Raw genomic sequence first — 14,297 nt, 5'->3', positions numbered from 1 at the left:
TTATGTTTTGGTATTAATTCAACTTAAAATTAACTTGCATTTTCTCTAAACCTTCCAACAAATCTTTAGAAATATTAATTTTTAGTTTTCTACTTGGCATTTCTAACTTGTTTTTTATAATAGTTTCTTCAATTTCTTCCATTTGATTTTCTATTATAATTTCAGTGTTATTTTCTACCTCATCCTCTGTTTCAACAAGATTTTCATCTTGAATTTCGTCATCAATTTCGATTTCTCGCTTTACAAATCGTTTTACTTTTTCTAATTCTAACAATTCGAAAGTCACATTAAAATCTCCTTGATTAACGGAAAAAAGTTCGTTTAATTTCGAAATTAATTGTTCTTTTAACTCTTCAATTGGCAATTGAATGGTTAATTTTTTAGCAAAATTGGGTAAAACATCCTGTAAACTTTGCACCATTAAAAAGTTAATTCTTGGCTCTGATTTTTTTCCAGTTTCTTTATTCGTCCAACCTTCTTTAATAAATATTTTTATAAATACGAATTCATTTTGAGTCAAAAAAGGTCGGTATTTTAAATACTCATCGTTAAATATTCTAAATTCGAAACTTTCTTCGTAGCCTTCAATATTGAATGTTGCCCAACCTTTATTTTGTTGCGTGGTGCGATGTTGCACATTGGAAACAATTCCACCAAAAGATAGATTTTTACCTATTAATGGCTCCAAATTATGTAGTGCTTGCAACTTGGTATTGCAGAAATATTTCATTTCAAATTTATAATCGTCTAGCGGATGACCTGATATATATATTCCTACTACTTCTTTTTCGCGAGATAATTTTTCTAAGGTATTCCATTCTTCACAAGGCGGCACAATTGGTTCGGCAATTTGTACGTCAGATGCATCGCCAAATAAACTTACTTGAGAAGAATTTTCATTTTCTTGAAACTTCGCTCCAAAACGGATTGCTTTTTCCAAAAATGTACTGTTATCGCCGTCCGTATGGAAATATTGTGCACGATGTGTGTTACCAAATTCATCAAAACCACCTGCTAAGGCTAAGTTTTCGAATGCTTTTTTATTGGCTGCACGCAAATCAATTCGTTTTGCTAAATCGAAAATAGACTTAAAACGGCCTTCTTTTCGTACTTCAACTATTGTTTTTACTGCGTTTTCTCCAACACCTTTAATCGCGCCCATTCCAAAGCGAATTGCCTTATTATCGTTTACGGTAAACTTGTAAAACGATTCATTGACATCTGGACCTAAAACTTCTAAGCCCATTCGCTTGCATTCTTCCATAAAAAAGGAAACCGATTTGATATCGTTCATATTGTTTGAAAGCACAGCCGCCATATATTCTGCTGGATAATGTGCTTTTAAATAGGCAGTTTGATAAGCAATCCAAGCATAACAAGTGGAGTGCGATTTATTGAATGCATAACTCGCAAACGCTTCCCAGTCTTTCCAAATTTTCTCTAATATTTTAGCGTCGTGTCCTTTTTCTTCTGCTTGCGCGATGAATTTAGGCTTCATTTTATCCAAGACCGGCTTGTCTTTTTTACCCATTGCTTTACGAAGTACGTCGGCATCACCTTTAGTAAAACCCGCTAATGATTGAGACAAAAGCATTACTTGCTCTTGGTAAACTGTAATTCCGTAAGTTTCTGCTAAATATTCTTCACAAGCATCTAAATCATACGCAATGGGTTCTAAACCATTTTTTCTTCGAACGAAAGAAGGAATATATTCTAACGGACCTGGTCGATATAATGCATTCATTGCAATTAAATCTCCAAAAACCGTTGGTTTTAAATCTTTCAAATATTTTTGCATTCCTGGCGATTCGTATTGAAAAATACCTACCGTTTCGCCACGTTGGAATAATTCGTATGTTTTTTTATCGTCAATAGGAAATGCATCGGGATCTAAATCGATATTTCGCTTATATTTTACAAGTTTAACTGTGTCTTTTATAAGGGTTAATGTTTTTAAACCTAAGAAGTCCATTTTTAACAAACCCGCACTTTCGGCTACCGCGTTATCAAACTGGGTTACATATAAATCCGAATCTTTTGCTGTCGTTACAGGTACGAAATTGGTAATATCATCTGGTGTAATAATCACACCGCAAGCGTGAATTCCTGTATTTCGGAGCGACCCCTCTAAAATTTTTGCTTGTTGAATGGTTTCTCCAGAAAGTTCGCCTTGATTGGCAATTTCAATTAATTCTTTTACTCGCTCAAATTCATCTGAACGAACGGCTTTTTTAACCTCTTCTTCTTTTTCCGATAAAAATCGTGCTAAATTCCATTTTCCTGGCATCATTGCTGGAATTAATTTTGCAATTCTATCCGCTTCAAATAAAGGTAAATCTAAAACTCGTGCCGTATCTCGAATAGCTGATTTCGTGGCCATTTTTCCATACGTGATAATTTGCGCCACTTGATTGGAACCGTATTTTTTTATTACATAATCCATAACTTTACCTCGACCTTCGTCATCAAAATCGATGTCAATATCGGGCATCGACACACGGTCTGGATTTAAAAAACGTTCGAAAAGCAAATTGTATAATAATGGATCGATATTCGTAATCCACAAACAATAGGCGACAACTGAACCCGCTGCAGAACCACGACCCGGACCAACCGAAACATCCATTTTTCGGGCTTCGGCGATAAAATCCTGTACAATTAAAAAATAGCCCGGATAACCTGAATTACTAATTGTTAGTAGTTCAAAATCAATACGTTCTCTGATTTCATCTGTGATTTCACCATAACGTTTTTTGGCTCCTTCATAAGTTAAATGTCGTAAATAAGCATTTTCGCCTCGAACACCTTTATCTATTATGTCTTCAGGATCCTGAAATTCTTCTGGAATATCAAATTTTGGAAGTAATACATCTCGCGAAAGCGAATATATTTCAATTTTATCTACAATTTCTTGAACATTACTAATGGCTTCCGGAGTTTGCGGAAACAATTTTTTCATATCATTTGCTGACTTGAAATAATATTCTTGATTGGGTAAGCCGAAACGATAGCCACGTCCACGACCAATTGGTGTGGCTTGTTTTTCGCCCTCTTTTACACATAATAAAATATCGTGTGCGTTGGCATCTTCTTTATTGATGTAAAACGTGTTGTTTGTAGCAATTAGCTTTACATTATGTTTTTTAGAAAACTGAATTAGCGTAGTATTTACTGCTTTTTCATCCTCTTGATTGTGATTCATTAATTCGATGTACAAATCTTCGCCAAACTGTTCTTTCCACCATAACAAGGCTTCTTCAGCTTGATTTTCTCCTAGATTCAGAATTTTATTTGGCACTTCACCATATAAACTTCCTGTTAAAACAATAATGTCTTCTTTATATTGTTTGATTAGTTCTTTATCGATACGAGGCACGTAGTAAAACCCATCTGTATAGGCTTTTGATGACAGTTTTGCTAAATTATGATATCCTTTTTTATTCTTAGCTAAGAAAACAACTTGATATCCATTGTCTTTATTCGATTTGTCTTTATGATTGTTGCAAACAAAAAATTCGCAACCTACTATTGGTTTAATGATGGTTTCTGTTGGTTGTTCACCAGCTTCAACTAATTCCTTGTTTTTGGCTTCCGCCGATTTATTATGATTTAGAATTCCACTTACAAATTGAAAAGCACCCATCATATTTCCTATATCTGTAAGGGCAACTGCTGGCATTTTTTGCTTTACCGTATTTTCAATCAAATTAGGAATGGAAATGGTAGATTGTAAAACCGAAAACTGCGAATGATTGTGCAAATGTGCAAAGGCAACATCTGAAATATCTTCTAAATTTTCAGGTAAAATTTCAATATCTTTAGGAAGTTGTTGTTGTAATTTTTCTCTTAAAGTAGTTGAAGCCTTTTTTAAATTAATATGTTTTAATCCGATTGGTTTTACATCTGGATTATTAGATTTGAATGTTGCATAATATTCTTCAGAAACAGGTAATTCGTTTGAATTAAAATTTCCGCGTTTTACTAATTCTAAAAAACAACGCGTTGTGGCTTCTACATCGGCAGTGGCATTATGAGCTTCTGCAAATTTTTCGTTAAATAAATATTCGTGTAATTCTGTTAATGTGGGTAGTTTAAATTTTCCACCACGTCCGCCAGGTAATTTTAATAGTAAAGCCGTAGTTTCTGTACACGTATCTAAAATGGGCATTTTAGTTAAATCGGTAGCTATTCCAAACCGATGAAATTCGCAACCCATAATATTTACATCAAAACCTACATTTTGCCCTACAATATAGTTGGCTTGAGATAAAGCAATATTAAATTTTTCAAGGATTTCACTTAAACCAAAACCTTCTTGAGTGGCTAATTCTGTTGAAATTCCGTGAATTCTTTCTGCATCAAATGGAATGTTATATCCTTCTGGTTTCACTAAATAATCTTGATGTTCGATAAGGATTCCCATATCGTCATGTAATTGCCAAGCAATTTGCACACAACGAGGCCAATTGTTAGTGTCTGTAATTGGCGCAGACCAACTTTTAGGCAATCCTGTGGTTTCGGTATCGAAGATTAAATACATAAATTATAAATTCCAAGTTATTAAATTCCAAATCTCAAAACTATCAAACATTTTAAAAAGTGAAAGAATTCAAAAATACAATTTATCTTTTTTTGAGGCAATTTTAGTTATTAACAAAAACAAAAAACCACTCCTGAATGAAGTGGTTATTAGTTATATATGTGAAAAATATTTTATAAAATTGGCACTTTATAAAAAATTCCTTTATTAAAATTTACTACTGTTCCTTGTTCATCAACTGCATTAAATTTGAATGTTCCTGAATACAAATTGCCTTCAATTTTTTCAATTTCAACTTCTCCATTACTTTTTGAAACATTTAAAACAGTAACTTTTGCATTGCCATTACCACCATTAACAGTAATCAAATCTCCTGGTTCATATCCTACTCCTCTACTTACAATGGTAGCTCCTGTAACGGCTCCTGAACTATTGGTTTGAATTTTTAATGATAATCCGTTTCCTGAACCTCCTGTTGTAGTTACATTATTTCCGTTTAAAGCTGCATATCCTGTACCAGGAATAGTTACGCCTTGTAATTTAAAAACAGGCCCTTCAATTAATGCTGTTTCAAAGTATGATAATGATTGCTGATTGCTATACGAATACGTTGCATTTACACCTTGGTTTGTAGTTCCTAAATAATGTGTACCAACTGTATTTGGCACTGTTATAGTAACCATTTCATTATCTTTATATGCATTTATTGTTATCGTTCCGCCTGAATTTGCAGTGATTTTTGTATCCGAAGCACGCCATGCAATATTGTCTTTTTCACCTAAAAATGCTGGTAAATTAGTTTTAATATCATTTTCACAAGATGCCATTACTAAAACAAGGGCAACAATTTGAACTATTTTTTTCATTATACGTTTATTAAATAAGGAATTACAAATATATATTTTATTTTAATATTATTGATATTTGAAACAAAAAATCCGCCTTGAAAAAGACGGATTTTTTTAATTATTTTTTAAATTGACTACTTCTTGTTCGGTTAATACTCTCCAATTGCCTCTTGGTAAATTCTTTTTGGTTAATCCAGCAAATACTACTCGATCTAATTTTATTACATTATATTTTAAATGTTCAAAAATGTTTCGAACCACTTTTACATTTGATGTTTTCATTTTTACACCAATTTCACTTTTAGCTTCTCCATCAATAAATGTTACTTCTTCTACATATACTTTATGTCCTTCAATAGTAACGCCACTTTGAATTTTTTCTAAATCTTCGTATTTTAAATTCTTATCTAAAGAAACTTGATAAATTTTAGAAGAACGTTGATTTGGTGTTGTAAATTTTCTAACCATATCTGGATCATTTGTAAACAATAATAATCCTGTTGTGGTTTTATCCATTCTTCCAATAGGTTCTAATCGTACATTTGAAGGTGACTTTATTAATTGCAACACGTTGTTTGCGCCTTGGTCATTCTTCTCAGTTGAAAAATTCTTAGGTTTATTTAAAAGAATGTATTCTTTTTTCTCAGGTGTAATGTTCACGCCGTCAAAATTCACCACATCGGTTAATTTTACTTTGTGTCCCATTTCTGTAATCACTTCACCGTTTACTTTTACGTTTCCGCTTTGGATATAAATGTCGGCATCTCTACGACTACAAACTCCTGAATTTGCTACATATTTATTTAATCTGATTTCGTCTTTATCAGATTTAATTTTAACCACTTGTTGTTTTGGCTTGTCTGTTCTATTGAACTTTGGAGCAGGTTTGTTTTCTGAAGAAAAAGATTTTCCTGATTCGTTTTTCTTAAAATCTGGTTTTTTACTTTCCGAAACTTTACCGCTTCTTTTGGCTCCTGACGATTTTCTCATGCTTTTATTTTTTGCAAAGATAGTCATTTTAAGTGAGAAGTAAGAAATTGGCAGTACGAAGCCGATACACTATCTAATTAATAATAATTTTTGACCGTTTTCTATAACATCCGGTTTAATTAGAACGATACAAATTACACCTGCTAAAAGAATTATCTTTAGTAAAAAATGAAGTTTAATATAATCTACTTTTCCTTCCGACTTCCATAATTTCATAACAAAAATTAGTAGTAAAATATAACTTGAATAAAAATAAATGTCCATATAGCCTACATCAAACACATTAATAAGAAAATATACCGGAACGATTGTACACAATAGCAATAATGAAATAATTTTTTTAGCAAAATTTTCCCCAAAATTGACGGGTATGGTTTGATAATTATTCGATAAATCGCCTTCAATGTTTTCCAAATCTTTAATCATTTCACGAATCAATATGATTAGAAATAAAAATGTGGCGTGCGCAAAAATTACTTGATAAAAGTTTTTGAAATACAATAAAATTCCGAAAAAGGGCAAAACAGCTAATAAAGAAGCTGAAATATTACCAATGAAAAGCATTTTTTTTAGCTTATGCGAATACAACCAAATAATAAAAATATAAACAGAATAAAACAAAGCCGCTCGCCAAGAAACCATAAAACCAAATACAGCCGAAAAGAAATTTAAAGTGAAATAAACTTGAAGTTGGGTTTTCTGACTTACTAATCTGTCTAAATACGATTTTTTAGGACGATTGATAATGTCTTTTTTGGCATCGTAAAAATTATTTATAATGTATCCCGAAGCAATGGCAAAAGTAGACGCCATTACTAAAAGGAATAATCTCCAATCTAAAATAATATCTAAGGCCCGTGTTTCTGGCGCCAAAATGTAAATAGCGGTTAAATATTGTGCTAACGCTACAACAAAAACGTTGTACCCTCGAACTACAGAGAAGAAACTGAAAATTTTGGTAAATACTATTTTAGAGTTGCGACTTAGCATTTTTCTTTAGTTTAAAGTTTCAAGTTTCAAGTTAAAGTAATGCAATCAAAAAACGTTAAACCTGAAACTTTAAACAAAATTTTAAAATTGATAAACCATTTCTAATTTATAATCTTTTAAAGACTTTTTAGCTTTTTCGAAATCTTGTGTGAAGCCTAAAATATAGCCACCGCCACCAGAACCACACAATTTTAAATAGTACTCGTTGGTTTCAATTCCGTTTTGCCAAATTTGATGAAATTGCTCCGGAATCATAGGTTTGAAATTACTTAAAACTACTTTAGATAATTCTTTAGTGTTTTTAAATAACGCTTTCATATCGCCTTGTAAAAAGTTTTCCACACAAGAATCAGTATATTTAATAAACTGTGATTTTAACATTTTTCTAAAACCTTGGTCTTTTAAATTTTCCATAAAAATATTTACCATTGGAGCGGTTTCTCCAACAATTCCAGAATCTAATAAGAAAACAGCGCCTTTTCCTGTAGCTGATTGACTTGGAATTCCAGCAGCTTCAATATTATCTTTTGAATTGATAAGAATTGGTAAACTTAAGTAACTATTCAATGGATCTAAACCAGAACTTTTTCCGTGGAAAAAGGATTCCATATTAGAAAAAATTGATTTTAATTGCAATAATTTTTCTCTAGTTAGATTTTCTAAAACGGTAATTTTATTCGCAGCGTATTTATCGTAAATAGCCGCTACTAATGCGCCGCTACTTCCTACTCCGTACCCTTGTGGGATACTTGAATCAAAATACATTCCGTGGTTAACGTCGTTTTGTAATAACTCAATATTAAACGTTACTAAATCTGGTTGTTCCGTTTGCAATTGCTTTAAATAAGCAACGAATTTCACTAAACTTTGATTTGATTTTTTGGCTTCATCTGTCGGATTTTTATCTGACTTCAATGCACCATTATAAAAATTATATGGTATAGAAAGTCCTTTGGAATCTTCTATAATTCCATATTCTCCGAAAAGTAATATTTTTGAGTAAAAAAGTGGTCCTTTCATAATTTTAATTGACAATTAATAATTAACAATTGATAACTATTGTTTCTTTGAAGTATTAATTATACTTATAAGTAATTTTAATAATTCAATATTTTTAATTTTTAAATTCTGAAACAACTCATCACTTAAGTAATTTGTTTCATAAAGCAAATCTAACCAATATTCTGTTTCATTTGCTTCTTTTAATGAAATTGAAAGTTTATTTATAAAATCTGCTTTACTTTGTGCGTGTTCTGCTTCCCGAATATTAGCGCCAATTGATGTTCCTGATTTTAATAATTGCCTTGACAACACAAACTCTTTTTTATCTGCAAGATTTTTGTAAAGATACACAATTTCCTTTGCAAATTCGAAAGATTTTTCTTTTATGACATTTCGCTTTTCCATTATCAATTGTTAATTATTAACTATCAATTGACTTCCATTTCCAATTTCATCACAAATATACTGACCATTTTGACAATAGCCAACTAATTCGTGCTGAATAAATTGGAATACTTTTTCTTTAACATTCTCAGGATACAAAACGTGCACATTGGCTCCTGCATCTAAGGTAAAACAAACCGGAGTTTGTGTATCGCTTCTGAACTTCCAAATGGCATTAATAATTTCTAATGTATTGGGTTTCATTAATATAAAATAGGGCATAGAAGTCATCATCATAGCATGTAAAGTCAACGCTTCACTTTCTACCAAACTCATAAATTCCGTTACGTTTCCTGTTTCTAATAACGTAACAATTTTTGCAATATTATGATGTGCTTGTTCGAAACGTTGTTCAGCAAATGGATGGTTATGCATTAAATTATGTCCAACTGTACTTGAAACTTGCTTTTCGCCTTTATCTACTAACAAAATTGTATCCTGAAAATTATGAAAATTCAGATGAATATTTTCAAATGCAACTCCAAATAAGTCGGAGCTATTTTTTATGGTTTCATTTTTTCCCCACGCAATAACGTTTCCAATTATACTTCTGCAAGCACTCCCTGAACCTAATCGTGCTAAAAAAGATGCTTTTGCATAAAAATAATCTTCGGAAATTTCAGGTTTTAACGCCTTTTCTAAACTCATAATATTCATAGCAAGTGCTGCCATTCCTGAGGCAGAAGACGCTATTCCTGAACTATGCGGAAAAGTGTTTTGGGTGTCAATTGTAAAATAATATTCTTTTAAATACGGGCAATATTTATAAATTCTTTCGAAAAACTTTTGAATTTTAGGTTTAAAATCTTCTTTCGGTTTTCCTTCAAATAACAAATCGAATGAAAAATCAGGCTGTACTGAGCTTGTCGAAGTATCTTTTTCAACTTTAGAAGAAATCGCAACTGATGTAATGGTTTTACAATTTTTCAACGTAAAACTAATAGACGGATTGGCTGGAATTTGATCACCGTTTTCTTTTTTTCCCCAATATTTCACCAAAGCAATATTACTTGGCGCACTCCAAGAAAAATAAGCCGCATCTATTGAACTATAATTTGAAATAATGAAGTCTAAATCAGAATACATAAAAAATATTTTTTACAAAGATAGAAAAGGAAGTTAAAACTTGGCGGTTAGATATCAGAAGTTTTGAATATCTTTGAATAAAATTATCAAAATGAAAAAGTATTTAAGAATATCGTATTGCATAATTATTTGTTTGACCGTTGGTTTTTTCTCAGGAAAAATTACACAATCGTCTATAAACACTTGGTATCCTACTCTTATAAAACCTGTATTTAATCCACCAAATTGGATTTTTGCACCTGTTTGGACGTTACTTTACATTTTTATGGGGATTGCAGCAGGATTAATTTGGAATGAAATTGAAAACAAACCAAAAGAAGTTAAAATAGCGTTACAATATTTTATTTTTCAATTGGGATTAAATGCGTTATGGTCTTATTTATTTTTTAGCTTACACAACCTATTACTAGCTTCGATTGAAATTATTTTATTGCTATTGGTTATGTTAGAATGTTATAAATTATTTAAGCCGATAAACGCAACTGCGGCAAAATTATTCATTCCTTATATTGCTTGGGTTTCTTTTGCAACATTATTGACTTTTAGTATATTTTACTTGAATTAAATATTCTCGGCAACTATATAGCCGCTTGTCCAAGCATTTTGAAAATTGAAGCCACCAGTTATGGCATCAATATTTACCACTTCACCAGCGAAAAAGACTTTTGGTAAAATTTTACTTTGCATCGTTTTAAAATTAATTTCTTTTAAATCGATGCCTCCAGCGGTTACAAATTCTTCTTTAAATGCGCTTTTACCATTTACCTGAAATTCAGCCTGCGTTAACTGATTGGCTAAACTATTTATTTGCTTATTGGTTACCTCAGCCCATTTATAATCTAAAGCAATATCTGAAGCAGTTACGATATTTTCCCATAATCGTTTTGGAAAATCAAACGGACAAAATTTGCCAATTAGTTTTTTATTATTTTCTTCTTTAATTTCTTTTAATTGTTCGATGGCTTCATCAAAAGATACCTCATCTAGCCAATTTACAAGCAAGGCAAAACAATATTTTTTATCAAACAATTCTCGAGCGCCCCAGGCGGAAAGCCTTAAAATTCCGGGTCCTGAAAGTCCCCAATGTGTAATTAATAAAGGTCCTGATGACGCTAATTTAGAATTTTTTATTTTGATACTGGCTTGCGCCGAAAGTCCCATTAAATCTTTTATTCTTTTATCGGTAATGTTAAATGTAAATAAGGAAGGAACGGGTTCAACAATTTGATGCCCCATTTGATGCATCATTTCCCAAATTTTAGGATTGCTTCCTGTTGCGACTACAATTTTGTCTGCAACAAAAACATCGTGTTGGGTTTCCATTTTCCATTGTTCTTCCTTATTGAAATATAAAGATTGCACACTTTGTGAGGTAAATACTTTGATACCCAATTTCTTTACGTCTTTTTCGAAACAGTCAATTATCGTTTGAGAATCATCCGTAATTGGGAACATTCTTCCGTCTTCTTCAATTTTTAATTCGATGCCTCTTTTTTCGAACCAATCAATTGTATCGCCAGAACAAAATTGCGAAAAAGGACCTTTTAATTCTCTTTCACCACGCGGATAAAATTTGACTAAATCGTTCGGTACAAAACACGCGTGTGTGACATTACAACGCCCACCACCAGAAATTTTAACCTTAGTTAGGCATTCTTTTCCTCTTTCGAGAATGGCCACACTAAGTTGCGGATGTTTTTCTGCAATATTTATCGCTGCAAAGAAACCGGCTGCGCCACCGCCTATAATTATGATGTTGAATTGTTGCATTTGAAGTTATCTTTATTTTCCTATTAAAGGTAAGAATAGTTATTTGTTTATTTTTGTTATGTAAAGACCTGACAGGTTTCAAAAACCTGTCAGGTCTGAAATTATTTATTTAAAAACAATTTTATATTTCCACGTTTCACTTCTTCTTTTATTTGAATTGATGGCATATATTAATAATGGAATTGACGGTGGCAAAACCACTACAGAAATAATAACTCCAATTCCTGTTGGAAGTGCAATAATCCCTATGGCAAATAAATTACTTCCGACATACATTGAAACAGACCTTGAAATAATTCCGACAGTTGACCTTTTCTTAATAAAGGAAACAGAATCTAAATGTATTACACTATTTTCAATTTGAATATGAAGTGAATCAACGAATTTAATTTTACCAACGAATCTTTTTCTGTTTTTCGTTTTTACAACTACTCTTTTGTCTTCTTTAATTTTTAAAGTTCGACCCGTTTGATTTTTAATCAATTCTAAATATTTATCCTGAGCATTTAACTTTAGAGTAAATACTACAAATAAAAAGCAAAATAATAATAATTTTTTCATCCTAAATTAATTAAATTAAACATTTTCAAATTAACAAATCTGATTGTTTTTTCAATAAGACCTGACAGGTTTCAAAAACCTGTTAGGTCTGAAATTAATTTTTGTAATTGACTAATTGACACATTTCCTAATTGGCATATTATTACAGCGTCTCTTTCAACCATTTAAAAAATTCACCTTGCCAAACTAAAGCATTTTGAGGTTGTAACACCCAATGGTTTTCATCTGGAAATAGTAAAAATTTACTTTTTATTCCTTTTAATTGAGCCGCTTGAAAAGCTTCTTGTCCTTGTCCTATTGGCACACGGTAATCTTTTCCGCCTTGAATAATTAAAATCGGGGTATTCCAGTTGTTTACCAATTTAATTGGATTGAATTCGTTATATGTTTTCTGTGCGATTTTATTGTCTTTTTCCCAATATGCGCCACCAGAATCCCAATTCGTAAAGAAAACTTCTTCTGTAGTTCCGTACATACTTTCTGTATTGAAAATGCCGCAATGCGAAATAAAAGTTTTAAATCTGTTTTTATGAATTCCAGCTAATTGAAATACCGAATAACCGCCATAACTCGCACCAACAGCACCAATTCTGGTTTTATCTACATACGATTCTTTTGAAATATCGTCAATGGCTGATAAATAATCGTCCATTACTTGTCCGCCCCAATCTCCAGAAATTTGTTCGTTCCATTCTACACCGTGACCTGGCATACCTCTTCTGTTTGGCGCTACAACAATATATCCTTGTGAGGCCATAAGTTGAAAATTCCATCGGAAAGAATAATATTGCGTTAAGGCACTTTGAGGTCCTCCTTGACAATATAAAAGAGTTGGGTATTTTTTTGTTTTATCGAAATTTGGTGGTAAAATTGCCCAAACCAACATTTTTTTGCCATCCGTTGTGGTTACCCAACGTTTTTCGGAAGTACATTCTGATATTTTCGAATAGGCTTCATCATTTACGTGCGTAATTTGTTTCCAAGATTTCTTTTTTAAATCGTACGAAAACACTTCTGTAGCCCTATTATGAGTGGTTTTTGTTACTAAAAGGGAAGTTCCAGTAAAACCTACAATTCCGTTTACATCAAAATCGCCATCGGTAAGTTGTATAACTTCAGGAAACATTTTCGTTAACCCAACATGATTTACTTCAAAAAGCTGTTTTGTTCCAAGCACTGGCGCAATAAAATAGACTTTATTTCCTTCTTTTGCCCATACAAAGCTCTCAACAGTTCCGTTCCAATTGGCAGTTAAGTTTACATCGAAACCTTGGACTCTTACGATAATATCGTTTTTATCTGCTTCAAAACCGTCGCGTTTCATTTGCAACCAACTCAATTCACCTCGAGGTGAAAAGGTTGGATATGTATCGTAACCTAAATTTTTCTCTGTAAGATTTTTTGTTGTTTTTGTCGCTACATCGTACTCATATAAATCGGTATTTGTGCTTGTTGCGTAGGCTGTTCCGGCTTTTTTCTTGCACACATAAATAATTTTGCTTCCATCTGGTGACCAAACATAATCTTCATCACCACCAAATGGTTTTTGAGGCGCGTTATAAGGTTCATTTGGCATAATATCAATTGGTGGTAAAACTTTTTCCGTTTCTGAACCAATCGTACCAACAAACAAATGATTGTGCGTGCCATCATTCCAAGTATCCCAATGACGATAATCTAAACCTTCATATACTTGAGCGGATGTTTTTGCTAAACTTGGATATAAGTCGGAACCTAATATTTTTTCAACTTTTACTTGTTGCACACTTATATATTCTTGTCCGTTTGGCGAAATACTTTTATCTGCTACTAAGCCATCTATTTTATCTAAAACTACCGTATTTCCTCCTCCAACAGGAACAGAATAATATTTAGAAACTATTTTATTTTCTTGAATATTTGGCGTGCCTACTTTGTATATTAGCGACTTTCCATCTTTAGAAATCCCTATTGGTGTCACTCTACCTAATTGCCATAACTTTTCTGGCGTCATCATTTGTTGCGCATTTGAACTCATACTTAGTACACTGAAAATGAGAAAAATATATTTTTTCATACTGTTAAAA

The 14,297-nt window shown here is 32.1% G+C and carries 11 protein-coding genes; 1 reads left to right on the top strand and 10 read right to left on the bottom strand.

Annotated features, from left to right (window positions below):
• Positions 1-13: 13 nt before the first annotated feature.
• The 7 genes from dnaE to mvaD form a co-directional block, all read right to left on the bottom strand.
• Positions 14-4,540 (bottom strand): DNA polymerase III subunit alpha, encoded by a 4,527-nt coding sequence (dnaE, locus tag ABWP78_RS01695; protein WP_353168324.1) that lies wholly within the window; start codon positions 4,538-4,540, stop codon positions 14-16.
• 173 nt (positions 4,541-4,713) lie between these two features.
• Positions 4,714-5,406, bottom strand: coding sequence for a DUF6252 domain-containing protein (locus tag ABWP78_RS01690; protein WP_353168322.1), 693 nt, complete (start codon positions 5,404-5,406; stop codon positions 4,714-4,716).
• 96 nt (positions 5,407-5,502) lie between these two features.
• Complete coding sequence (locus ABWP78_RS01685) at positions 5,503-6,378, bottom strand: pseudouridine synthase (RefSeq protein ID WP_353168320.1); 876 nt, start codon at positions 6,376-6,378, stop codon at positions 5,503-5,505.
• A gap of 69 nt (positions 6,379-6,447) precedes the next feature.
• Positions 6,448-7,368, bottom strand: a complete 921-nt coding sequence (locus ABWP78_RS01680) for a geranylgeranylglycerol-phosphate geranylgeranyltransferase (protein WP_353168317.1) — start codon at positions 7,366-7,368, stop codon at positions 6,448-6,450.
• Positions 7,369-7,449: 81 nt separating this feature from the next.
• Positions 7,450-8,388, bottom strand: coding sequence for a mevalonate kinase family protein (locus ABWP78_RS01675; RefSeq protein WP_353168315.1), 939 nt, complete (start codon positions 8,386-8,388; stop codon positions 7,450-7,452).
• 36 nt (positions 8,389-8,424) lie between these two features.
• Positions 8,425-8,775 (bottom strand): four helix bundle protein, encoded by a 351-nt coding sequence (locus tag ABWP78_RS01670; RefSeq protein WP_353168312.1) that lies wholly within the window; start codon positions 8,773-8,775, stop codon positions 8,425-8,427.
• A gap of 9 nt (positions 8,776-8,784) precedes the next feature.
• Positions 8,785-9,900, bottom strand: a complete 1,116-nt coding sequence (gene mvaD / locus ABWP78_RS01665) for a diphosphomevalonate decarboxylase (protein ID WP_353168309.1) — start codon at positions 9,898-9,900, stop codon at positions 8,785-8,787.
• A 91-nt stretch (positions 9,901-9,991) separates the two neighbouring features.
• Here mvaD and ABWP78_RS01660 point away from each other — a divergent pair, with 91 nt between their 5' ends.
• The gene (locus tag ABWP78_RS01660; RefSeq protein WP_353168306.1) at positions 9,992-10,465 is read left to right on the top strand and encodes a TspO/MBR family protein; all 474 of its coding nucleotides are present in this window, start codon (positions 9,992-9,994) and stop codon (positions 10,463-10,465) included.
• Here ABWP78_RS01660 and ABWP78_RS01655 read toward each other — a convergent pair.
• From ABWP78_RS01655 to ABWP78_RS01645, 3 genes are all read right to left on the bottom strand, one after another.
• On the bottom strand, positions 10,462-11,670 hold the full coding sequence (locus ABWP78_RS01655) for a BaiN/RdsA family NAD(P)/FAD-dependent oxidoreductase (protein ID WP_353168303.1): 1,209 nt from the start codon (positions 11,668-11,670) through the stop codon (positions 10,462-10,464). The genes ABWP78_RS01660 and ABWP78_RS01655 overlap by 4 nt on opposite strands.
• A 105-nt stretch (positions 11,671-11,775) precedes the next feature.
• Positions 11,776-12,231 carry a hypothetical protein gene (locus tag ABWP78_RS01650; RefSeq protein WP_353168300.1) on the bottom strand — a complete coding sequence of 152 codons (456 nt, stop codon included), beginning with the start codon at positions 12,229-12,231 and terminating at the stop codon, positions 11,776-11,778.
• Between the two features lie 142 nt (positions 12,232-12,373).
• Complete coding sequence (locus ABWP78_RS01645) at positions 12,374-14,287, bottom strand: S9 family peptidase (protein ID WP_353168298.1); 1,914 nt, start codon at positions 14,285-14,287, stop codon at positions 12,374-12,376.
• Between the last annotated feature and the right edge of the window lie 10 nt (positions 14,288-14,297).

It is taken from the genome of Flavobacterium sp., from assembly GCF_040402955.1.
Classification (GTDB): Bacteria; Bacteroidota; Bacteroidia; order Flavobacteriales; family Flavobacteriaceae; genus Flavobacterium.
This window is presented reverse-complemented; position numbering and strand designations above follow the sequence as displayed.